This is a genomic window from Candidatus Viadribacter manganicus, assembly GCF_001679665.1.
In the GTDB taxonomy this organism is placed as follows: domain Bacteria; phylum Pseudomonadota; class Alphaproteobacteria; order Caulobacterales; family Aquidulcibacteraceae; genus Vitreimonas; species Vitreimonas manganica.
In genome coordinates, this window is the sequence record NZ_CP013244.1 from 2,598,247 (window position 1) to 2,620,947 (window position 22,701).

21 protein-coding genes are annotated in these 22,701 nt (G+C 61.0%); 8 read left to right on the forward strand and 13 right to left on the reverse strand.

Annotation, left to right across the window (positions count from 1 at the left end; translation table 11 throughout):
• Window positions 1-16: 16 nt before the first annotated feature.
• A complete protein-coding gene (locus ATE48_RS13295; protein WP_066772276.1) occupies window positions 17-529 on the reverse strand; it encodes a hypothetical protein in 513 nt (170 codons plus the stop codon).
• Window positions 530-703: 174 nt separating this feature from the next.
• Between ATE48_RS13295 and gmd the strand changes: the two genes are divergently transcribed.
• Entirely contained in the window at window positions 704-1,774 is a 1,071-nt protein-coding gene (gmd, locus tag ATE48_RS13300) for a GDP-mannose 4,6-dehydratase (RefSeq protein ID WP_066772278.1), read from the forward strand.
• A 315-nt stretch (window positions 1,775-2,089) separates the two neighbouring features.
• Here the strand turns inward: gmd and ATE48_RS13305 are convergent, their stop codons facing one another.
• From ATE48_RS13305 to ATE48_RS13325, 5 genes are all read right to left on the reverse strand, one after another.
• Window positions 2,090-2,722 carry an FkbM family methyltransferase gene (locus ATE48_RS13305; protein WP_228126617.1) on the reverse strand — a complete coding sequence of 211 codons (633 nt, stop codon included), beginning with the start codon at window positions 2,720-2,722 and terminating at the stop codon, window positions 2,090-2,092.
• 91 nt (window positions 2,723-2,813) lie between these two features.
• Window positions 2,814-3,881, reverse strand: coding sequence for an FkbM family methyltransferase (locus ATE48_RS13310; protein WP_066772283.1), 1,068 nt, complete (start codon window positions 3,879-3,881; stop codon window positions 2,814-2,816).
• Window positions 3,882-3,883: 2 nt separating this feature from the next.
• The gene (locus ATE48_RS13315) at window positions 3,884-5,563 is read right to left on the reverse strand and encodes a capsular polysaccharide export protein, LipB/KpsS family (RefSeq protein WP_228126618.1); all 1,680 of its coding nucleotides are present in this window, start codon (window positions 5,561-5,563) and stop codon (window positions 3,884-3,886) included.
• Window positions 5,560-6,258: an acyltransferase gene (locus ATE48_RS13320; RefSeq protein WP_066772284.1), complete on the reverse strand. Its 699-nt coding sequence runs from the start codon at window positions 6,256-6,258 to the stop codon at window positions 5,560-5,562. The genes ATE48_RS13315 and ATE48_RS13320 overlap by 4 nt, the downstream gene beginning before the upstream one ends.
• 140 nt (window positions 6,259-6,398) lie before the next feature.
• Window positions 6,399-7,781: a tetratricopeptide repeat protein gene (locus tag ATE48_RS13325; RefSeq protein WP_066772285.1), complete on the reverse strand. Its 1,383-nt coding sequence runs from the start codon at window positions 7,779-7,781 to the stop codon at window positions 6,399-6,401.
• Window positions 7,782-7,889: 108 nt separating this feature from the next.
• Here ATE48_RS13325 and ATE48_RS13330 point away from each other — a divergent pair, with 108 nt between their 5' ends.
• The 5 genes from ATE48_RS13330 (at window position 7,890) to ATE48_RS13350 (ending at window position 12,982) form a co-directional block, all read left to right on the forward strand.
• Window positions 7,890-9,380, forward strand: coding sequence for a glycosyltransferase (locus ATE48_RS13330; RefSeq protein ID WP_066772287.1), 1,491 nt, complete (start codon window positions 7,890-7,892; stop codon window positions 9,378-9,380).
• Window positions 9,377-10,204 (forward strand): ABC transporter permease, encoded by an 828-nt coding sequence (locus ATE48_RS13335; RefSeq protein ID WP_066772289.1) that lies wholly within the window; start codon window positions 9,377-9,379, stop codon window positions 10,202-10,204. Before ATE48_RS13330 ends, ATE48_RS13335 begins: the two co-directional genes overlap by 4 nt.
• Entirely contained in the window at window positions 10,201-11,532 is a 1,332-nt protein-coding gene (locus ATE48_RS13340) for an ABC transporter ATP-binding protein (RefSeq protein WP_066772290.1), read from the forward strand. The genes ATE48_RS13335 and ATE48_RS13340 overlap by 4 nt, the downstream gene beginning before the upstream one ends.
• 218 nt (window positions 11,533-11,750) lie before the next feature.
• Window positions 11,751-12,335, forward strand: coding sequence for a sulfotransferase family protein (locus ATE48_RS13345; protein WP_156767766.1), 585 nt, complete (start codon window positions 11,751-11,753; stop codon window positions 12,333-12,335).
• Window positions 12,335-12,982 (forward strand): sulfotransferase family 2 domain-containing protein, encoded by a 648-nt coding sequence (locus tag ATE48_RS13350; RefSeq protein ID WP_083197345.1) that lies wholly within the window; start codon window positions 12,335-12,337, stop codon window positions 12,980-12,982. Before ATE48_RS13345 ends, ATE48_RS13350 begins: the two co-directional genes overlap by 1 nt.
• Before the next feature lie 115 nt (window positions 12,983-13,097).
• On the opposite strand, the gene ATE48_RS13355 is transcribed toward ATE48_RS13350, so the two are convergent.
• Window positions 13,098-14,141 (reverse strand): glycosyltransferase family 2 protein, encoded by a 1,044-nt coding sequence (locus tag ATE48_RS13355; protein WP_066772296.1) that lies wholly within the window; start codon window positions 14,139-14,141, stop codon window positions 13,098-13,100.
• A gap of 171 nt (window positions 14,142-14,312) precedes the next feature.
• Between ATE48_RS13355 and ATE48_RS13360 the strand changes: the two genes are divergently transcribed.
• Window positions 14,313-15,284, forward strand: a complete 972-nt coding sequence (locus ATE48_RS13360; RefSeq protein WP_066772299.1) for a glycosyltransferase — start codon at window positions 14,313-14,315, stop codon at window positions 15,282-15,284.
• On the opposite strand, the gene ATE48_RS13365 is transcribed toward ATE48_RS13360, so the two are convergent.
• Window positions 15,281-16,258, reverse strand: coding sequence for an NAD-dependent epimerase/dehydratase family protein (locus tag ATE48_RS13365; RefSeq protein ID WP_083197346.1), 978 nt, complete (start codon window positions 16,256-16,258; stop codon window positions 15,281-15,283). The two genes, ATE48_RS13360 and ATE48_RS13365, sit on opposite strands and share 4 nt — an antisense overlap.
• A gap of 53 nt (window positions 16,259-16,311) precedes the next feature.
• On the opposite strand from ATE48_RS13365, the gene ATE48_RS13370 reads away from it, so the two are divergent.
• Window positions 16,312-17,916, forward strand: a complete 1,605-nt coding sequence (locus ATE48_RS13370) for an FkbM family methyltransferase (RefSeq protein ID WP_066772304.1) — start codon at window positions 16,312-16,314, stop codon at window positions 17,914-17,916.
• Between the two features lies 1 nt (window position 17,917).
• Here ATE48_RS13370 and ATE48_RS13375 read toward each other — a convergent pair whose 3' ends face one another.
• The 5 genes from ATE48_RS13375 to ATE48_RS13395 all read right to left on the reverse strand — a co-directional run bounded on the left by ATE48_RS13375 (window position 17,918) and on the right by ATE48_RS13395 (window position 22,617).
• The gene (locus ATE48_RS13375) at window positions 17,918-18,673 is read right to left on the reverse strand and encodes an acylneuraminate cytidylyltransferase family protein (protein ID WP_066772306.1); all 756 of its coding nucleotides are present in this window, start codon (window positions 18,671-18,673) and stop codon (window positions 17,918-17,920) included.
• Window positions 18,670-20,112 (reverse strand): aldehyde dehydrogenase family protein, encoded by a 1,443-nt coding sequence (locus ATE48_RS13380; RefSeq protein ID WP_228126619.1) that lies wholly within the window; start codon window positions 20,110-20,112, stop codon window positions 18,670-18,672. The genes ATE48_RS13375 and ATE48_RS13380 overlap by 4 nt, the downstream gene beginning before the upstream one ends.
• Before the next feature lies 1 nt (window position 20,113).
• Window positions 20,114-20,959, reverse strand: coding sequence for an SDR family oxidoreductase (locus tag ATE48_RS13385; RefSeq protein WP_066772311.1), 846 nt, complete (start codon window positions 20,957-20,959; stop codon window positions 20,114-20,116).
• Window positions 20,956-21,477 (reverse strand): KdsC family phosphatase, encoded by a 522-nt coding sequence (locus tag ATE48_RS13390; RefSeq protein WP_066772312.1) that lies wholly within the window; start codon window positions 21,475-21,477, stop codon window positions 20,956-20,958. Before ATE48_RS13390 ends, ATE48_RS13385 begins: the two co-directional genes overlap by 4 nt.
• Window positions 21,478-21,543: 66 nt before the next feature.
• The gene (locus tag ATE48_RS13395; RefSeq protein WP_066772313.1) at window positions 21,544-22,617 is read right to left on the reverse strand and encodes an N-acetylneuraminate synthase family protein; all 1,074 of its coding nucleotides are present in this window, start codon (window positions 22,615-22,617) and stop codon (window positions 21,544-21,546) included.
• Window positions 22,618-22,701: the final 84 nt, after the last annotated feature.

The following is a 22,701-nucleotide window of genomic DNA, read 5'->3' on the forward strand; positions in this document are numbered from 1 at the left end:
GCCGCCTCCGCTTAGCTCAACCGCCCGAGGTATCGCGCAGCGCCGCGCCCTTGCTCACGGCTAGATCGCTAACCGTCAGATTCAGCGGCTGCGAGTCCATCGACATCAGCGACATACGGATGCACGAATAATTGGCCTGGAAGGTGTGGCTGACCTCGACCGTTTGCGGCTGGCCGTTGAGCTCGACATTGATCGGCGTGGCGTCATCGCCAGCAGTTGAATCGCAGTGACGTTGCAGCACAACGCGCACCCAGCGGCCTGTCGCGCCCTGCACGGTGAGGCGGGCGTTGACGGTGTCGCCGGTGGCCACAGCCGTATTGGCCAAGATCGCGTATCCGTATCCGTTGGCGAGGTGCATGGTCGAAGGCGCTTCAAACGTGCTCGGCGCTTGGGCACCCCACGTATAGGCCTCGAGTTGCGGCGCTGGCGGCGCTTCCGTCGTGGCCGCCTGCTCGCCGTTCTGGCCGCACGCAGCAAGAAGCAGGAGGGCGCCCGCGAAAGCGACCTTGGACAAATAAGCAACCTTCATGGCAAATCTCCCCAGCGCCCCAGCCAGAGGCGTCAGCTGGCTCTTGGTTAGCTTCCTGCGCCGGGCAGTCAAGCGCGGGCCGGTGCTGTGCCTGAGGGTGTTGCTCGGGTGCTTCTGAAACGCCTATTACGGGCCACGTTTGCGGATCTTACGCGTGCGCTGGAGTGATACAAATTGGGAACAAAAACAGCCCTCATTACCGGCGTTACAGGTCAGGACGGCGCTTACCTAGCGGAGCTGTTGCTGGCCAAGGGCTATGCGGTGCATGGCGTCAAGCGGCGCTCCTCGTCGTTCAATACCGAGCGCGTCGATCACCTTTACCAGGACCCGCACGAGGGCAAGACCAACTTCTTACTCCACTATGGCGATCTCACCGACGCCACCAATCTCATCCGCTTGGTCCAAGAAGTTCAGCCCAACGAGATCTACAATCTCGCGGCGCAGAGCCACGTCCATGTCAGCTTTGAGACGCCGGAATACACCGCCAACTCCGACGCCATCGGCACGCTGCGTCTGCTCGAAGCTATTCGCATTCTGAAGATGGAAGAGCGCGTGCGCTTCTATCAGGCTTCCACGTCTGAGCTCTACGGCAAGGTCCAGGCCGTTCCGCAAAATGAGACGACACCGTTCTATCCGCGCTCGCCGTACGCCGCCGCTAAGCTCTACGCGTACTGGATCACGGTGAACTATCGCGAAGCCTACGGCATTCACGCTTCCAACGGCATTCTGTTCAACCATGAAAGCCCGCTGCGCGGCGAAACCTTCGTTACCCGCAAGATCACGCGCGCGGTCGCGGCGATCGAGCTTGGCCTGCAACCGCGTCTCTATCTCGGCAACCTCGATGCTCAGCGCGATTGGGGCCATGCGCGCGATTACGTCGAGGGCATGTGGCTGATGATGCAGCAGCCGCAGGGCGACGATTACGTGCTCGCCACCGGCGAGATGCATAGCGTTCGCGAATTCGTCGAGCGCGCCTTCGCCGAAGTGGGCCGCTCGATCGAATGGAGCGGCAAGGGCGAGAAAGAGCAGGGCCTCGACGCCAAGACCGGCGATGTGCTCGTTGCTATCGATCCGCGCTATTTCCGTCCGACCGAGGTCGAGCAATTGCTCGGTGACCCCACCAAGGCGCGCACGAAATTGGGCTGGCGCCACAAAACTTCGTTCACCGATCTCGTTCGCGAAATGGTGGATGCAGACCGCAAAGCCGTGGCCCGACAGCGGGAGCGTCGCGACTGGCACGGCTGACCAAGCGAGTCTCGGCGCCGCGCTTATCTCTTGTGCGGTTCGCCAGCACGCATGGAATTCATGCCGCCTTGCGGGACAAAAATAAGTGTGGCGCGAATAGTTTTGCGAGACGGCGCGGTCGAACTCCTGGAGACGCTCGATTGCCTCCAAGTGCGCCGCTTTCGTGGAATCAAAATTTCTGAAGAACGTCTTATTCAGCGCGCGCATTAACACGTTGCCGCCATAGCGACGCTCGGTAACATCAGCGAATACCGCTCGAAGCAGTGCGCCGGCAACAATATGCTGCCCCGGAGAGCTTGCGTCCTGCCGTAAAGGTTAGGCGACGTGAAAGCTGTTGTCTTTGAATGCTTTGTGGTCGTCGCGCGCGAAGAATAGGTGAACCTGCCAGAATGCCCCGTCACTGCGAAATAACGGCTCGCACATATCGATTACGCGGAAGCCGCGTTCGCGCATGCTTCCGACCATTTTGTCGAAGGTCATCGTATGTTTGAAATTGTAGCACTCCATTTGTATGAGCGACGTATCTTTGAGTGTTTCAGTTGCGCCGGCGAGGACGAGCATCTCGGCGCCGTGCGTGTCGAAACGGAGAAAATAGGGGGCTTGCATCTGGTGCTCGCGGACAAGGGTATCTATGCGACGATGCATGATCCGTGTTGCGTCGGCTGAGGGCTCCTGCGCCACCTTCCCGCCCGTCAGACTGTTCTTGCGCATGTAGCCGTCGCGGTCTTCGTCTGCTGCACCGCAGATTGCCCATGCCAGCGACGGGATTTTGGCTTGCAACGAGCGCCATTGCGGTTCGAACGTCGCGTCCATTTCCACAAGCAAAGTGCGCGAGCCGGGGAAAAATCGTTCGACATGCGGGACATCCGCACCCGATCCAGCGCCAATCTTTATTGTGGATGCGACTTGTACACCGCTATTGGCGATGCGAGTGAGTGCGGCGTTCAACGTTGTGTCGCGTGACAAATCCATGTTTTGAAAGACCTCTCGATCCAGCTGTATGGCACGGATAATCCAGCCTCAAGTTCGCGCGCTTGGATCAGCGCAATCCTGGCTTGGAATAGCTCGAATCCGTCCACAGGGGGTGATCGTCGCGGATGAAGAAGAGGTGCATTTGCCAGAGCGCGAGATCACCTGGCCGATGCAGCGTGTCGCAAATGTCCACACAACGGAACCCCAAGCTCTTCATGTGCAACGACATCTCATCGAACGTGAGGTTCTTGTTGCCGGTGAAGCGAAGCTTGAAGTTGTAAACTTCCATCATGATGAGCGCCGTGTTTTTCAGCGTCTCCGTCGCGCCGGCCAGCACGTCGAGTTCGAAGCCGTGCGTGTCGAAGCGTAGGAAGAAGGGGCCTGGGAGCGCGTGTTCGCGCACCAAAGTATCGATGCGCTTGAACTGCACCGGCGCACCGGCCTCTGATTTTTCTTCAAGATCGATAGCGCCGCCGACGCCGCCAATGTCGCTCTTTTGCATGCGGCCGAGATCGTCGTGCGGACCCGCCGCGCAGATCGCCCAGGCAAGGTTAGGCAGTTCCGTCTTGAGCTGATGATAGCCCTCTTCGAAGCGGCCATCCATTTCGATGAGCAAGGTGCGCGAGTTGGGCCACGCACGCTGCACGTATTCAGAATCGTCGCCCGATCCGGCGCCGATATTAATGATCGAGCGAATGGCGAGATCGTGCTGTTGCATGCGCGCGAGGGCGTGCGGAAACGACGGTTGATCCGGCACATCGAGAGTGTGGTGCCTGCCGAATATGAGGCGAGGCAAACGCCAGCGGCGCTGGCTTGCAATGCGCGCTGATCGTTTCATCTGCCACCCCGCATGCCGCGCCGACGGTTGCATTTCCCAGCGCGCATGTCTCAGCATGTTGAACAATCGTCCCGGCGCGCGCTTCATTTGCCAAAAGAAGAGGCCAGGTTGGCGCGGCGGGCTCATCGACTCTGCAATGCGCCACCCTGCCCGCCGCGTCTGACGATAGAGCACGCCAGGCAGACGAATGGGCACCAGCGCAATGGCGCGCAGAGCGGCGCGCACGGGTTGCGGAAGCGTGCGAAAGACTTGCCGGAGTGGCGAGGTCTTTGGCGGAGTGGCGTCGGGCGCGGCCATGTTCAGCCGAAGCGCTCGGCTTCATAGACGAAAGGCGCGCCGGTCATGATGCCGTGACAGATCGCATCAAGCCCAGGATGCTTGCCCGGCGCCAAATCAGCTAGGCTCGCGATTGCGATGTCGAACATCGATCCTCTGCCGTTGGGCTCAAGGAACGGCAGCGGCATCATGCGACGGAAGAAGAAGTGGTAGGCGTAGCGCAGCGCGCGCTCGCGATCCGGGCGGGGCATGCTCTCGCCATAGGGAAGTTTAGCGAGCAGCTCGAAATAGTGCGGCTTCGATTGTGCGTCGTGGGTGAGTCCTTTGCCGCGTATCCAGGCCTCGCCGGCCACAATGCAATGCATGCCCAGTGTCGCGAGCTCGACGCCCATCTTGGTGCCATAAATGATCGCCGCGTCGCTCGCCGCACACGCAGCGTAGGTGCTGACGTCCTCTTCCGGTCCCGCAAGGAAGACATTGGCCGGCAATTGGGGGAACTCGGCCGTCAATTCATCGATGACGCGTTGGCGCGAGACGATTGCACCGCGCGCTTCGGCAGGGTGAACTCGGATCAGCAATTGAATATCCGGGCGCCCCGCAAACCAGCGCACAGTCTCAACCAGCCATTCCTTCATGCCCGCAAACACGTTCATCGGATAATGCAGCTGCGCATCCCACATGACGTTGGTGAGCGCGGTAACAAGTGGCTTTTGGAGGTCAATGCCGTGCGACTGCGCGAACTCCGTGAAGCCGGTGTCGGGTTCGCGATGGAAGTAGATCCAATCACGCGCGCCGCCCGCACGGCTCGCGAGATATTCCTGCACCTCGGCCTTCTGCGCATCCGTCAGCGCCAGGGTCTCCCACGTCGGCGTGGGCTCGGAGATCAGTGTGTGGTGATAAGTGTCATCGTGGCTGAATATGAAGCAGTGCTTGCGATAGGCGACAACCCAGGTCGCGATGCGTGATCCTGCGCGGCGCAGAATGTCGGCCACGACGCCCTGGGGGCTGTAGATGCCGTGGTGCAGCACGGCCACATCCGGCTTTTCGCGCGCGATCAGCCGCTGATAAGCCCGGGCCGCCAATGCTGCGCCCTCTAGGTAACGCCGGAGCACCGCACCTCCCAACGGCTCATTTTGAAGATCGCCGCACGCAAAATAGCGCAACGCGCCTGCTTGCGCGTGCTCACCGATTGCCGCGCCGCCCGGCGCCCACGCGCCAAGTTCGTCGCTGCTCATCGCCGCGACTTCGGCTTCAACAGCGGCGTAATCCGCCGGCTCCAGAAAATCGCTCAGTCGCTGAACTGGCAAACCCAGCGGCCGATAAAGATTGGTCCCGCGATTGAAGCAGGCCTTGCAGAGTGCGCCGAACAGGCCGCGTTCGACGATAAGTTTGGGCGGCGTGCTTTCCGCATAATTCGCCATTAGACAGCCTTGCAGCACGCCGTCACACAGCATGTAGTGCACGCGCGCGCCGCGCAGGGTGAGCGCCGCGCCGAGTACGCTATCCATCGTGATGACGGCGCCGTGCATACCTGTGTTCGAACCGATCAGCACAAGGGGGCCGTCGGCGTTAGCGACCGCACACTCCCACAGCGCTTTGTCGCGTGCGATGAGTGACGGCCAGTCGAAAAAGTTTGGATGCGGGGAGTAGGGAGCGGCGGCGCCAGGCAGTTTCGGCGGCGGCTTCAGCGCCGGGGTTGTCACGAGTTGCGTTCCTCGGCTGTAAGTTCACGCACGATGCGTGCGGGATTGCCGGCCGCGATCACGCCTTCCGGCAAAGAGGCCACAACCACGCTGCCGCTTGCGACGATGGTGTCGTCGCCAATCGAGACGCCCTTCATGACAATGCTGTTCATGCCCACCCAACACCGGCGTCCGATCGAAATCGGCTCTGACTCGATCGCCATCGGACCGTTGCGATCTTTGTACCCAATCATGCGCCGGAACTGCAGTTCGCGCTGTGCCGCGGATGTGGGGTGGGTGTTGTTGTCGAAGAGCTGAACGCCATGCGCAATTAGAGTGGAATCGCCGATGGAGATGCTCTCTTTGGCGCTGATCACCACGCCGTCGCCCACATAGCAAAAGCGGCCGATTTCCAGCTCGGCGCCCGCTTCCAGTTTCAATACGCCGCGGATGACGCAATCGCCAGGGAGGCGCGCGCGGTTTCGTTCGGAAAGATTGATCAGTCGCGCATTGAGCGCGAGGCGGACGTTCGGTCCAATCTCTGCGCTTTCGCGAAACTGTCGCCATACGCCCACGAGAAGCGCCGCATCGCGCTCATCGGCCACCGAGACCTTCGCGCGCAACGCCGACAGTGCTGCCTCCGGCGTGGTGACCTCCTCAAACGCGAAGCCATTCGCAAAAGCATGATCATCGCTTGCGAGTGTCCAAGCCGGCATTCCAACCTCGTATGTTGGGGGTAGTAGGCGGTCCCGCGCGGGAGTGGCAAGTTGATTATGTCTTGAGGTTCGCGCAAACGGCACCCGAGCGCTTTGGATGACGCATAAGGCGTAAAATTTCTAGCTTTGCTTCAACATACCTAGTCGGTGTCGCGCAGGAACTCAGCCAGGATATCGGGGAAATGTCCGGAATCTTTCAGCCAACGCACGATAGCGTGCGAGTCGAGGCCGCTGACGCCGCGCGATGAAACCGTCGGCAAGCCTTCGATATTGCGCGCGTGGTGAGCGTCCTCGGCCATCTCCGCGCCGAAATAATTGATGATCTCCGGGGCCGCATCGCCGTATCGCTCGATCTCACCGCGCAAATTGATGCACATTTCCGGCTTGCGGTTCAGGACCCGCACGGCCAACGCCGTCGCCCGCTTGTCGATCTGCGTTATGCCGGGCGTGATCTGCGTCGGCGCAGCAAAAGTCAAAATACGTCGCGCGTGGAGGTCGAGGCCGTAGCGTAGTGCTGGATAGCCGCCGCCGGAGAGACCGAGGCAGTAGAAGTTTTCGATGCCCCACGCTTCGCGTAATGCGAACAGCCAGTCGATGGTGGCGCGATAATCACCGACAGAGGTGAAGCCGCCGAGCATAAACAGGCGCTGCGGGTCGCTGACGAACATCGCATTGATGCGCGTGCGGCGGACCAGGAAGCCCATGTCCTCAGCCACGCCGCCGAACATGGTTGAAAGGCCGCCGAACGCCAGCAGCAGCGAGCGCGAATCCGGCACCCGCTCGAACAATATGTCGCCCGCTGGCGTGATCAGCCGCATCTTCTCGGCATCCAGCGCCGTGGTGGGGACATTGCTCGCGTCCGCGAATGCGCGCAGTTCGGCTGTCGCAGCGGATTGAAGCCGGATCGACGGCCGCGCTTCGCGGAGCCCCTCCAACGTCATGAGCTTCTTGCGCGTCTGAGCGCTGCTTTCGGAAACGCCGTTCTCGGCTTCGTACGCATCGACCAGCGCCAGCCCGCGTGCGCCGTCGCGCGCCAGATAGGCGAGGTAGGCGTCCGTCAGCCTGTGCTTTTCCGGCGGTTCACCGGCTGCGTACGCCGTCGCCAGCGCTTCGCGCGCGCCGGCCGTATCCGCAAGCGCCAGCTTCATGTTGGCGATATCGATCCAGCCCTGGCGCGCATCATTGGGGTTTGCGGCGATCGCGGCGAGGCGATATCCGATGGCGCGCTCGTGATCGTCCTGCATCCGGCAAATCTTCCCGGCGCGCTTCAGCAGCGCCGCATCGCCGGGCACGTTCTTTAGCGCATTTTCAATTGTCCACAACGCGCCGCCGAGATCATCGATGCGGCATTGCGCCTCGCCCAGCCGTATCGCCGGTAAGACGCGGTCCGGAAACGTGTCCGCCCAATCGACTCCGATACTGATGGCGCGCTCATCGTCGCCGACCGCTTCGGCGCGGTCCATCGAAAGCCTAAGCTGCGTATAGCGCTCCTCTGCGGCGCGCTGCTCCGATGTGATCGCCACGTTCCCCGTCCCTCGGGCCGTCAGATTACCGGCGCATGTTCCCTGGCGCCAGTCGCTGCCTGCGCTTGCGGTTTTCATGGCTGTGAATCGATGTGCTAGACATGCGGTATGCGGATCGGACTGCGGCTATTTTACAATCCGGGTTGGATGGGCGGCGTAAACTACGTCCTCAACTGGGCGCGCGCGCTGCAATCGCTACCGGCCGGCGAACGTCCTCGCGTTACGTTGCTTGCAGCGACGCCAGCGGCGCAGAAGATCGCCGAAGAGCACGCGCATCTCGGCGACGCCATCGCGCCATTTCAAAACACCGCCAGCCTCGGCCTCGATTTCGTTTATCCCGCTACGCAGCTGGCGGAAACGCCGTTCGGCGCGCCGTGGGCAGGGTGGATCCCCGATTGGCAATGCCGCCATATGCCGGAGCTGTTTTCGCAAGGTGAAGCGCGGCGCCGGCTCTTGCAGTACCGCTTGCTCGCCACACATGCGCCGGTCTGCGTCGTATCGAGCCAGATGGCGGACGCTGACACAGCCCGCGTCGTGCCCGAAGCACAAGCGCCGCGCCACGTGCTGCCGTTCCCCGCGGTGTTCGCCAGCGAAGTGTACGCACGCACTCCTGAGCGCATCGCCGCTACCCGCGCGCGGCTTGGCGCGCCCGGGCGTTATGCGATCATCTGCAACCAGTTCTGGCGCCACAAGAACCATCTCCTCGTTCTTGAAGCACTAGAGCGTGTGACGCGCGACGATGTGCACATCGTCATGAGCGGCGCACTGCAAGACGATCGCTGGCCGGACTACGCCGACCGTGTGCGCGCATTGCTGGCCGAGCCGCGCGTTGGACAGCACGTTACGCTTCTTGGTTCGATCGCGCGCGACGATCAGATCGATCTCATGCTCGGCGCCATCGGCGTGGTGCAGCCCAGCCGCTTCGAAGGCTGGAGCACGGTCGTTGAAGAAGCGCGCGCGCTCGGCCTGCCGAGCTTGCTCTCCGACTTCCCCGTGCATCGCGAGCAGTCGCCGCCGGCTTCACAATTCTTTGATCCCGACGACGCCGCCACGCTCGCCGCTCGACTCGATGCATGGTTCGCAGCGCCGCCCGCGCGCCTATCGAGCGACGCGGCCGAAGCGCGCCAGCGCGATTATGTGGTGGCGTGCGCGCGGCGCTTCCTCGCCATCGCCGCGGAAGCCAAGCGCCGCTACGATCCCGCCGTGCACGATCCCAAGCCCGTTACCGCGCAATCCCTGCTCGAACTCCGCGCCGACGTAACCGCAGGCCGAGTTGCTGCGGATGACGAGGCGCTGTTCCAGGCCGGCGCACGCGGATTGTTTCGCGAGCATCCTGAAGAGCTTGCCGGGCTTGGCGGCTATATCGGCCAGGAGGCATATCCGCTATATCCTAGCGCCATGACGCAGATGATGGTGGCCAGCCTGGTGAAGATGTCGCCTGAAGCGCGCCAGCGTTTTTTTGACGCCGACTTGAGCGGTGACGCCGTCGCCCATGAGGCGCGCGCATCGCTCGCGACGCCGGCCGGGAAAATGTCTCTCACAGCGTTAAGCGCCGCCGCCAAGGCGCGCGACATCGTGCGCGGGATGTTGAAGCGATGAGCGCCAAGCCGCTGATCGTTATCGATGCCGCGCGCAAAAGCCGCCCGATCATTCCAGGCGATTTCTGGAATTATCGCGGGCTGCTCTGGCAGATGACCCTCAGCGCTTTCCGCGCCAAGTATCTGCAGTTTCAAGCCTCGTTCCTGCTTTATTACGCGCGGCCTTTGGCGATCAGCCTGATCTTCATTTTCTTGCGCGCAGGGGCGGGCGTCGAGCTTGGCCATGGATCGCCGTACCCGCTGTTCGTGCTCGCCGGCGTCTGCTTTTGGTTCATCTTCTCCGATACGACTCTCGCGGCATCGAGCGCGCTCTCGCGGGACGCCAGCCTGATCCAGAAGGTTTACTTTCCTATCCTCATTCTGCCGTTGGCGCAGTGCCTTGCGCGTTTTGCTGACATTGGCCTTGCGCTCATTGCCATCTTCGCGCTGCAGATTTGGCTTGGCGTCGGCGTTGATCTTGAAACCTTGATGCTCGTGCCGGTGATCTTGCAGATGATGCTGCTGGCGCTTGGTCTCGGCTGTGGCATCGCCGCCGTTTCGCTCGCCTTGCCTGATATTCGCGAAGGCGTCGGTATTGCGCTCATGCTGGGGCTGTTCATTTCGCCGGTGTTCTATGCGCCAGAGCGTATGAGCCCGGCCGCGCAACTGGTGCTCAATTTCAATCCCATGGTCGGCACGCTGCAAGCCGTGCGCGGCGCGCTGTTCGATACCGACCCGTTTCCGTGGGCCGCATGGGCCTATTCGTGCGGCTTCACTGTGGTTGCGCTGCTAGTTGGGCTCACCTTGCTTGGCCGCGCCAGCCGCAACGTCGCGGAGTTTCTGTGAGCGCCGCCGATCTCGATCGCCCCGCGCCGAACGCGGCGATGGCGACGTCTGAAGAGCCCGCGCTACGCGTGCAGGGCCTCGGCAAGCGCTACCTGCTCGACGGCGGCAAGCACAGCGCCGGCGCGCTGCTGAACGCACGGGTGAGGGAAGACCAAGCGTTCTGGGCGCTCCGCGATGTCAGCTTCACCATCAACAGAGGTGAACGCGTCGGCATCATCGGCCGCAACGGCGCCGGCAAATCGACATTGCTGAAGCTGCTCTCGCGCGTCATTGCGCCATCGGAGGGCCGGGCCGAAATTCGTGGCCGCGTCGCTTCGCTGCTTGAGGTCGGCACCGGCTTTAATCCGCATCTGCCCGGTCGCGAGAACATCTATCTCAACGCCGCCTTGCTCGGCCTTTCGCGTAAGCAGATCGACGAGCGCATCGACGACATCATAGCCTTCGCCGAGCTTGGCCGGTTCATCAACGAGCCCATCCGCGTCTATTCTACAGGCATGCGCGCGCGCCTCGGCTTTGCCGTCGCCGCGCACATCGATCCTGACGTGCTGATGCTCGATGAGGTTCTGTCCGTCGGGGATGCGGCGTTTCAAGCCAAGTGCCTGCAGCGCGTCGGCGAACTGATGGTCGATAACCCGACCTTGATCTTCGTCTCGCACTCGTTCGCGGCCGTGCGTCAGTTTTGCGATCGCTGCATCTGGATCGAGCGCGGCGAGATCGCGATGGATGGCAGCGTCGATGACGTGGTGAAGGCCTACACCGATCAGTCGATGAATTTGAAGGCCAGCGTCAAGTTCGAGGCGCCGCCTCAGCGACGCAAATCGTTGCCGCGCGGCATGGCGCAACCGGAATCCGACACGACCGCGCGTCTGCTCGCGGCGCGGGTGCTGGATGCCGAAGACGCCGAAACCGCCCACATCGACGTCAATGCCGATTTCAATATTGAGGTCGACTATCAAATCGTATCGGGCGAGGCCGTTGTGCTGCCGGCCTTCCGGTTTTACACCGAGGACGCGCATCTTATTTTCAGCGCTGTGTGCTCTGAGCCGGAAGCCGGCCAGTGGCGGCGAGGTCCTGGGATTTACCGATCGCGAATGCATGTGCCAGCGCACTTGCTAAATCTCGGCCTTCATCGCGTGAGTGTCGCATTGAACGCGCCGCACGCGGGTGGTCTGACGCGTCACCACGTCGTGGAGGATGCGTTGACCTTCTGGGCGCATGAAGCGCGGTTCGGTGAGGACTCCGCACGTGGTCCGTACGTCCGCTTGAAAGGTGCAGTCCGACCATTGTTCTTGTGGTCTCACGCGCGCGTCGACGATCTATTCGGATGACTTCAGCAAGCCGACCAGTCTTTTTCACTTCAATCCCGAAGTGTGGGAAGAACTTGGTATATTCTTTCTTTTCCAAGTTCGGATTGGCTCGGCAGGCATGGGGTGAAGCGCCAGCTGTGTTGCATCACGCTCATTTTTCAAAGTGTCAGCTTGCGAATTACGCGTTCGAGGGACACTCTGAGCATAACGCCGATCGGATAGAGCAGGCTTGGCTTGACGTGGAAACGCAAATTGCCGCTCTGCGAGTTGGCGAAATTACGCACAATCACTTTTTGCCCGAAACTCGCTGGGCGGAAATCCTAGCGGGCCGCCAAATTGGTGCGGCATTTGTAACGCGTGATCCGCGCGACGCACTCCTAAGCATGCTCAATTATGCGCGGGCTCAGAACCTTCCGGCGCATGTTAGCGATATGCTCGTTGATCTTAGCGACGAGGATGCGTTGCTCTTCCTGCTTGACGGCGCGGGAAGGTTGATACCTTTTGCTGACTACTACGACGCCTATTACGGCTGGCTCTCCATGCCTGGTGTCGAAGTGTTCCGGTTTGAAGATATCGTTGGCCCGAGGGGCGGTGGTGACAATCAGCGTCAGTTGGACGCTTGTGTCGCGCTGGCAAAGCTCGCTGGCATCGAGGCGAATGACGCGCGCTTCGAAATCGCTTGGCGCAATGTGTTCAATCCCAGCGCCGGCACTTTTTTTCGCGGCCAAGTCGGGGAATGGCGAAAGCGATTTACGTCGAGAGTGCTGCGAGAGTTTGACCGCAAGGCCGGCTGGCTACCTGAACGTTGGGGTTACTCTACTTGATGATCGTGTCGGTTCATCTACCTAAGACCGGTGGGAGCACGGTTGGGAAGGTGCTCGAGTCGCACTTTGGTTCGCTTCGTCGTGACAACGGTGATGCAGTTGCGGACCCGGACTCGCCCTTCAATCGAGACCGGCAAGCGTACCGCGCGCAATTTCAGGCGGAAAATCCGATCATTGCAGAGCCGGCAGTTCACGGTCATTTTTGGCTCAACAAGTACGATCACCTGGACGCTACGCGCTTAGTTTTTTTACGTGACCCTCGCGAGAGATTGCTTTCAAATTACTTCCATTGGATGGGCGCGCCATCGCGCGCTCCCTTTCGGGCGCGGATGATTGAAAACAGCGCGACGGTTCTGGACTTCGCTCGTCATAACTCCTTCCGCTATTTCTACACCCAGACCTACTTCGGTGGCGTGGATATGAAGAGCTTCGACTTTATTGGACTGTTCGAAGATTTTTCGGTGGATATTCTGCGCCTCCAGCAGTTTCTAGGCGCACACCAAGAGATTCCCCACCTGCAAATCAATCCGCATGAGAATTACGCGCAGTTGGCGGGAGAAGTGCGCTCCGACACACGTCTGATGTCCGAGTTAGCGGATCTGCTGGCGGACGATTTGCGATTTTACGAGCAGTGGTCCCGTCGTTGATGAGGATGGAGTCGTCCTCTATTCCAAACCCAATCGCCAAAGTCCCGAACGCACCAAGGCGCGATTCGCGTGGTTTTGTTCAAGCGAGCTCGTGAAGTCCAGCGCGAAGGAGGCGCTACAATTGCGCCGCGCGCGCAGCCATGGGCGTCGGCTCGATTTGATCGCCGAACACGCGCTCAGCGGTGTTTTCAGGATCGCGCCAATCGAGTTCTTTGCGGCCCATCTTTCGCGCGCCGTTTTTGCCGGTGAGGGCGCTCCAGCGTTTGCTGAGGGTCTGTCGGTCGAAATCCATCGTCGCTGTATTTGAGATTCGCGAGGCCTCGGCATGGCTCATGAAATGCTCACAGATCGACCGCGGCGCATCGATGATCGCGTAACCGGCTTCCCAGATCGAAAGCGAAAGGTCGCTATCGGCTTTGTAGAAGGCGTAGTCGTCTTCGTTGCAATAGCCGACCGTCGCCAGCGCCTGGCGCGTGTAGACGCCGTGATTGACCATCAGATTGCCGCCCAACGTGCGCTGCACGTAATAGGCTCTGTCATGCGGCCAGTTGCGGAAATAGAAGGCGCAGGCGCCAACCTCGATGCCGGCGCGCTCGGCGTCGTCCATGCGCTGCAGAGCGCTCGAAATCGCGCCGGGCAGGAGATAGCAATCGTCCGAGATCATGATCAGCCGCTCGGCGCTGGCGGCGCGGAAGCCAATGTTCATGAACTGGCCCCACGTCATGCGCCGTCGCGTCAGCCCGTCCTGCTGATAGCGATTGTGCTGAACAACTGTGATGATGTCCTGTTGCCTGACCAGCCATTCGATCGAACCATCATCCGACCCACCGTCGATGACGACGATCTCGCCGCGCATGCCGGCCAGATTTTCCCGCACCGATTGGATCGCGCGCTCCAGCAGAACCCGCCGATTGAAGCTGCCGAGCACGATCGAAACGTCGGCGCGTAAATCAACTGAAGGCGGCCGCGGCGCGCGTTCGGCCTTCGGCGCACGTCGGCGCTTCACGTGCGGGCGCATCGGCTCGATATCGGCGTCGGCGTAAAATGGAAGGTGCGCGGCCGGAATTGGAGTGGCGCCGGCGGGCTGGCGTAGGTCCGCGATGAGGCTGAGCAGCCGCCGCTCGATGCGATCCAAGAAAGAGCTGAGCTCCGCCGCCATGTCCCCGTATGTTCCCTGGAAGCCCGCCGTTGCTCTTGTTTCCAACACGCACCGGCCAATGGCAACGCTTAGTTCAAGGGAGGCGCAGTCTGAACATTGTTTCGCCTGCCCGAAGCAGCTAAAGCTCGGGCTTCCACCTCCCAAATCGCTGATATTTTAGGGCATTGCAGTATGGATACGGCGCTTGCCCCGGCGCGTTTGGCGGTTGTGGTCGGTACCCTTAACCGGCTCGATCAGATCAAACGCTGCATCGACAGCATCCGCCGCGAAACCCGTACGCCCACGATCATCTATGTCACCGACGCCGGCTCGACCGATGGAACGGTGGAGTATTTGCGCCAAGCCGCCGCACCCGACCTCGTGCCGCTGCTGGTCGGCAAAAAGCTGGGGCAGGCGAAGGCCTACAATGACGTCTTCCGCACCATTGCCACGCCCTATGTGGTCTGGCTGAGCGACGACAATGAGATCGTCAATAATGGTCTCGATACCGCTGTCGCCATCCTCGAACGCGACGCGCGCATCGGCATGGTGGGTCTGAAGACACGTGACAAAGAAGGCCCGTTCGCCAAGGCGCCCTATATCGGCGGCATCTCCAAGGCCGGCATTCTGAACGTCAATCAGGGCGTGCTGCCCACCAGCGTGCTCCGCGACGTCGATTATTTCAGCGAGACGTTCGGCTTTTACGGCATCGATCCAGATCTCACCGCCAAAGTGCTCTTCTCGGGTCGCGATGTCGTCTACACGCGCGATGTCGCGATCCATCACTATCGCAATTGGCCCGCCGATCAGAACGCACCCGAATGGGTGGCGCTGCGTGCGCACCACGAGAAGGCCGAGCGGCTCTATCTTGCCAAGTACGGCGCCTTCGGGCGCTTCGACGTCTTCTACCGGCTGCGCCGGGGCGCCTGGAAAGCCTATCGCGAGGCGCTGGGGCCGCGCTTCAAGATCAATAGCGCCGAAGCGGGCGCCGCGGGCCTCCTGACGCGCGATTGGCACAACACAATCGCATCGCGCCACATCAGCCTGCTTGATCCTTGGCTGACGCGCGGAAAGCCGTATCATCTGCGCCAAAGCGCATCGCCCTTGGCGCGCCCACGCCAGCTGCCGCCGGACCCCGATCCGGCGTTACTCGCGGCGTCCTAATCCCGCGCCCAGACCGCATAGCGAGCAAGGCCCTGTTCCAGGGAGACGGCGGGCTCAAACCCAAACGCCCGCGCCCGCGCCGTATCCGCCACCATCGTCGTCGGATCGCCGGCTTTCACTGCGCTGTTGAACGCCAGCTCTTGTTCGCACCCGAGCGCCCGGAGGAGACCTTGCGCCACCTCGCGCACGCTGCTGGCGGCGCCGCTGCCGCCATTGATCACCGCAGGGGGGGGGAGCATGGGGTCCGCTGCGCGCACGATCAAACGCACCGCATCTTCGATCTCGATAAAATCGCGCCGCTCCTCACCCGTCCCGAACAGAGTGAGGGGGCTTTCGCCGGCGATGGCGCGGCGGCTGAGTTCCCAGAGCAATTGTTTGCGCAAGCCCGGACCGTAAACCGAAAAGAGACGCAGCGCCGTCGCTTCGAACCCGAATTGCTCGGCCCAATAGTGCGCGAGATCCTCGGCGATTGCCTTGTGTGCGCCGTAGGGCGAGATCGGCCGCTTGGGCAAATCCTCATGCAATGGCTCAACGTTTGCCGCCCCATAGACGGCCGCGCTCGAAAGCAAGATCAAGCGCGTCCCGGGCGCGTGAGCGCGCATGAATTCCAGCACACGCAGCGTCGAATTCACCGTGCGCTCGTAGTCCTTCGCCGGATCCTGCAACGAAGGTCCGACAGACGAACCTCCGGCGCAATGCACGATCGCAGAGATCGGGCTCTTAAGTTGACCAGCCAATTCGGTGAGAGTTTCGACGCTAAGCGTTCCCCAGGCCTGCGCCGCCGCCGCTTCGCATCTATGCCCCGGGTGGCCAGTGACGCCCGTGCGCCACCCTTGGGCCGCAAGCGCCGCCGCAACATGCGATCCAATAAATCCACCCGCCCCCGTAATAATAGCCGATGGCGAAGAAGCTTGTATTTGAGGAGGCGTCGTACCTACAGAGATGTCAGTAGACCTCGCTATGCGGTTGCGGATTGACTAGACCAGCGTACCTAGCGCGGTCAAATTTCTGGAGGTCGTACGTCGCCTTGACGTCTAACGCGTTCGATCCGTTTGCGCTCATCCGTACTATGCTGAGCTCGCGCGCGTTCGCCCTCGCGGACACGCCTCCGGATGCTGAGCTGCGCGCATTGCTCCAACTTGGCGAAACCGCGGCTGCGGCGGATCCGAATTTGGCGATTGCGCTCTCGGCGATTACGACGCCGCGCGTGCGCGCTCTCTTTCAGTCGACCACCAGCTTCCGCACGACGTCGGGCCTACGCTTTACGGTTGATGGCGGCGACATCTTCGCGGCCACCGTTGCCGCCGGCTACATGCCTGAGGGACCCGATTTCGAAGGCTTCATGCAGCTCGTTGGTCCCGGCAGCGTGATCGTCGATGTCGGCGCGAACTTTGGCCTTTATGCGTTGAGCGCGGCGCTTTATGCGCGGCTACAGGGGCGCGTGTTCGCGTTCGAGCCGGCGCCCGGCGCCTTCGCGTTGCTTGAGCGCAACATCGCAGATAATGCGCTGGGCTCTATTGTCACTGCAAAGCAGCTCGCAGTGGCCGCCTCTGTGGGCAGGGCGGAGTTTTACATCGGCGACGATGTTTCGTTCAGCTCTTTACATCGAACAACACGCCTCGATGCGGACGTGACCAGCGTCGATGTCGAAATCGTCACGCTCGATGTGGCTCTATCACATATCGCCTCCATCGATCTGCTCAAGATTGACGTTGAAGGCGGGGAAGGCGAGGTGCTGAGCGGCGCGCGCGAGCTTTTGCGCCGTTCGCGCGCGCCGATCGTCCAACTCGAATATTCCCATAAGAATCTCGATGACGCGCGCCGGGCGGCGTTCGCGGAAACGATGGCTGTTCTGGCTAGTGATGGATTTCGCATCTACCGGCGCGGCATTACCGGCGCTGTGACGCTGCCCGCCGCATCCGAGCCGTTTAGCGGCAATCTGTTTCTTGCACGCGAAGGGGAGGGACAGATCCGACTGCAGCGCATGCTTGAGCGCACAGCGAGACACGACGTTACCCCACGCGATAAAGGTGCGCTCGCGCTGCTACAAGTGATCGTCGCGCAGAACCAAGCGCTGCACGACGCCGAGATGCTGCAGCGTGAACTGGCGCAGGTTGCCGATAGCATAGTCGGCGAGAGCGATACCGCGACTGACGATCCTGTGCGCGCCATGCAACAAGCCTGGCTTGAAACGCGTAAGCGGGCGCTGAACGCGGAAAATCAGGTGTCTTCGCTCTCGGCAGCCGTCGAAGGGCGCGACCGGCTTGTCGATCAAAATAGTGAAAAGATTGCCAGTCTTCGTAATATTGAAGCAAAATTGCGCGTTCGGTTGGAGGCCCTTGAATTGGCCTTAAAGACGGCAAATGGAAAGATTTCTGCGAGTCGGGCGGAATTTGAGCAGTTGCGCTCGCGGTTCAAGGATTCCGAGCAGAAGCGGGGAGCTGCGAATGACAGGAGCGCCGAGATTCGCGCTGAGCACGATCGACTGCGTGCGCGGTTTAAGGAATCTGAGCAAAAGCGCGAGCAATTGATCAAAGTAAGCCAGCGTTTGCAGCGGCGCTGCGAAGAACTACTCAGGCGACTTGGTGAGAACGTAGACGGGACCACCACGGGCGAAACCACTTCGAGCTGATTCAACCGAAAAACGGCAGTCGATCGATCTCTGGCAGAGAGGCTTCGCCGCGTTCGAGAGCCATTTCGAGCAGCCGCCAATCACGCGGCCGATTCACGTCAAAGCCTTCATCTCCCTGAGTAAGGAATGGCGTTAGTATTTCGCCGGCGATAGATCCATGTTCGAGTGCAACGCGCGACCATGCAATCTCAAGGCTTGCGTTCTGCACGTAGACTTCCGGCAGCGCTGCATATTGCGAAGAGTGAAACGGAACCTGTCCATCCGCCATCGGCAGCAGCGGCTGCATACGATCGCCGCTTACGATCCACATTTTGCCAGGGTGCTGCTCGCATTTCTCAACTGCGCGCAATGAGTCCACGCCGACTTGCGCTGCGAACTGGGCCATGGCGCGTTGGATCGTCTGGGGTTTGCGACATGGACTGGTCGGGCGCAGCAGAGAGAAGATGTCGTGGGGCTCGCCCCGGTCGGTCAACATTTGCAGCGTGTAGCGCACCCACTCGATATCAGGCGATATGTCGCCGGACATCGTGATTGGGCGCAATCCTGGGACGTCGGCGCCGTAGTGCTGGGCAATCGCCGCATAGCGCTCAGAGTCCGTGGAGACGACAACCGCATCGAACACGCCCGCCTGCCGCGCCGCGCAGATCGTATAGGCGATCAGCGGATGACCATGGAGCGATCCAATGTTCTTATCGGGGATTCGCTTCGAACCTGCGCGGGCAGGGATCAATGCGACGGCCGTGACCGCGCCCGTCATGGTGGATCGATCCAGAGATAGATGTCCTTCAAGTCGGAATAGACATCGAGCGCTTCAGTGCCTGGCTCGCGGGAGCCGTTGCCGGAGGCTTTTCGCCCGCCGAAAGGCATGTGCGGCTCCGAGCCGTAAGTGCCGCCATTGACGACGACAACGCCGGTCTGGGCCACTTGCGTGAAGTGCCAGCCGCGGTCGATCGAGCGCGTATGGATGCAGGCTGTAAGACCGTAAGGCGAAGCGTTTGTGACACGTACCGCCTCCGCGTAGTCGCGTACGCGATAGAGCGCAGCTATTGGGCCGAAGAGCTCGGTGAGGCTAAGTTCGCCGTCAACGGCTGCGCCTTCGACGATGGTCGGTTCAAGATAATTGCCCGATGCCAGCGTTCCAACAGCGCGGTTGCCTCCCGTCAGAACGCGGGCTCCTGCGCTTTGCGCGCGGCCGATGGCGTCAATCATGGCGGTGATCTGACGTTGATTGATGACTGGTCCAAGATCGCAATCATCCCCGACGCCAAGTTTTTGGGCTTTGGTGGCGGCGACGAATTTCTCAACGAACGTATCGTAGACGGCGTCGAAAATTACAAAGCGGCTACCTGCCGCGCAGCGTTGTCCCGCATTTGAGAATGCCGAGAGCGCCGCCCATCGCACGGCTTTGTCGAGATCGGCGTCATCGCAAACAACGAACGCGTTTTTGCCGCCGAGTTCGAGTGAGAGCTTCTTCAAATCGGCACCGGCTGCCTGGGCGATGCCACGCCCGACGCGATCGGAACCGGTGAAGGAGATGACGTCCACATCAGCATGCTGAGTGAGTTCAGGTCCTACTTCCGCGCCGAGGCCCTGCACCACATTGAGCGCACCGGCGGGTACGCCTGCCTCGATCAGTACGCGCGCCATCCAGTCTGCGGAGATGGGCGTATCCTCGGCAGGTTTGAGCACGACCGCATTGCCGCATATCAGTGCGGGAAAGACTTTCCACGCAAAGTTCGGCGCCGGCGTATTCGCGGCGGTGATGAGAAGCGCAACGCCGCACGGTTGTCGGATTGTCATCGCGTACTTGTTGGCCGTGTTTGATGGCATCGTGCGGCCGAAAAGACGTTGGCCTTCGCCAGCGAAGAAGCGTCCGCATTGCACGGCGCCGCCGGTTTCGCCGCGCGCGTCCTTTAGAGACTTGCCCGCTTCTTCAGCGACGATCCGCGAAAGCTCTTCCGAGCGCTCTTCGATTAGGGCGCAGGCCTTTAGGAGGATTTCACCGCGCTTCACCGCAGGCACAGCCGCCCAGGCTGCTTGTGCAGCCCGCGCCGCTGCGATGGCGCCGCCGGAAATCTCGGCGTCCGCAAGTGAAACCGCGCATATTGTTTCATTGTTGTGCGGGTTCAGCACTGGCGCGATGCGTCCGCTCGTTACTTCGGCGCCGGCGATAAGGGAGGGAATCACACGCGCCACGTTACACCGCCATGAAGCCGCCATCGACGCGGATATCCGCGCCGGTCATGTAGCTCGAAGCGGGCGACAGCAGAAACCCGATCGCGCCGATATAGTCATTTGGTTCGGCCATGTTGCGGAGCTGCGGCTTATCGCGGCGGAGCGGTATCTTGCGCGCATAGGCTTCAAGGAAGCGCGGATCTTGGTTGTTGAAGACCCCGGCAAACGTCACGGTGTTGGCGCGGACGTTCTTTGGTCCCCAATAGACAGCCACGTAGCGCGTAAGATTGTAGAGCGCTGACTTAGAGGCCGAGTAGGCGACCGGCTTGTAGAATTCCTGGCCGTCTTCGCGGCGAAATTCGTAGAGCGCCTGGTCGGGCGACACCGCGCCGTAGATCGAGCTCACGTTCACGATCGCGCCTCGGCCGGATTGGGCCATCGCGGCGCCGAAGACTTGGCAGCAGAGGAAGACTCCTTTGACGTTCACGTTCATCACGCGGTCCCAGGATTCTTCTGGGTAGCTTTCGAACGGACCATTCTCAGAGATTGGTGCGTCGGGTGGGGAATCCAGCGCGGCATTGTTGACAAGGCCCGTCGGCCCGCCGAGCTGAGCTTTGATCTCTGTCAGCGCGGCTTCAAGCTGATCGCGTTTGGTTACATCCGCAGCGAAGACCCCGATTCGATCGTTCTTTGCCAGCGCGCCAAAGGCAGCTTCGCTCTGCGCTTCACTCACACGCGGCTCAATCACGCCAATACGTGCGCCGAGACCATGTAGACCAGACACCAGCGCGCGGCCGATCAGGCCATAGCCGCCGGTGACGACAATTGTCTCGCGCTCGAGCGAAAAGAGAGCAGGAGCTGTGCTCACATTCTTCCTTCCAATACTTCCGCGATAGCGTCGCAAAGTTCGCGTACCGCGCCGTCGCCGCCGTTACGGCGGGTACGGAAGAAGCCCTTGTTTTGAACGCACTCGTGCGCGTCGGCAACGATTACGGCAAGGCCGACGCTGGAGAGCGCCTCCAAATCGTTGATGTCGTTACCCAGAAAGGCGACCTGCGGCCAATCGAGGCCTCGCTCGGCCATCAGGCCTATCAGCGCCGCGACCTTATCGGGGACGTTCTGGGTGCAATCTATTTTGAGCTTGTTAGCGCGCGCGGTGACGACGCCATTGGCTTCAGTCGAAATGATGAAAGGTTCGGCGCCGGCTGCGCTTAGGCGGCGCAGGCCGTAACCTTCGAGCCGCGAGCAGCGCACGGCCTCGCGTCCGTCTTCAAAAACATAGACGGAATTGTCGGTCATCACGCCGTCGAAATCCAACGCGAGCAGTCTTACCTGCGCGGCTTTCGTGGCGAAGCTTGGATTGCCGGGACGGGCGGTGTCGGACATCAGCGCTAAACAGACACGAAAAAGCAGCGCTCAGGAAGCGTCCCTTTCAATTCGTTGTCACTATGATCAGGCGACGTCTGCGGCTTTGGCGACCATGTCGAAGGTTACGGCTTGATCGCGTGTCAGCGGCTGGGTGAGCTTCTTGCCGATGAGCTTGTCGACCTCGAATGGGCGCAAGCCTTCGTCAGCGGGTGATTTGAAGGTGAGATCAGCCTCGGTCAGGACGCGGCCCGCGGGAAGATCACGCGCTGCGACGATCTTCTTCTGCATCTTCATCAGCGGCTTTTCTTCCGACTCGTACGCGCGCTTCACGCCATCGCCGAGCGCGATTTTGGCGCGTTGCAGGTCGCGCACGACGCGACGCATGCCGGCCGGCTCGAGCGAGAAGGCTTGGTCAGTGCCCTTCCAGGCGCGGTTCAGGGTGAAGTGCTTTTCCAGAACGCGCGCGCCAAGCATGTAGCCGAGCAGAGGCATGGCGATGCCATTGTCGTGGCTTGAGAAGCCGATCACATGATCGGGGAAGGCGTTGCGATAGGTCTCGATGACGCGAATGTTCAGTTCTTCGAACGCCGGCGGATAGCCGGATGTGCATTGAAGGATGCAGAACTTATCGTTGAGGGGTGTGATTTCATCGACCATGCGCTGCACGTCTTCCATGGTGCCGCCGCCGGTTGAAATGAACATCGGCTTGCCGAACCGCGCTATGTGTTTGACGAGCGGCAGATTGGTGAGGTCGCCGGAGGCAATTTTGTAGCAGGGGATGCCGACGCGTTCGAGTAGGTCCGCCGAAGGGACATCGAATGCGGTCGAGAAGAAGACGAGGCCGAGTTCACGTGCGTAGGCGAGTAGCTCCTTGTATTGCTCTTCGCTGAATTCGAGGACTTCACGGTGCGCGCCGTAGGTAGGTGCGTAGGCGTTCTCTGAATTGTATGGCTCGTCGTACATAGCCTGCGTGTAGAGCGCGCGATTGTCACGCTTCTGCAGTTTTACCGAGGTGACGCCGCATTCCTTTGCGGCTCGGAACATGGCTTTGCATTTTTCAATGTCGCCTTGGTGGTTGTGACCAATCTCGGCGATAGTGAACACGTCGCTGTCATCGTTGATGACAACGCCCTCAATGATCAGTTCGCGCTTCGCCATAATAGGTCCCACTCTTAGATCTTGCGCCGAGTTGCGCCGAAGCTCCGTTGCAGCGAAACGAGCGCCTTAGCTGGGCGCCTGTCT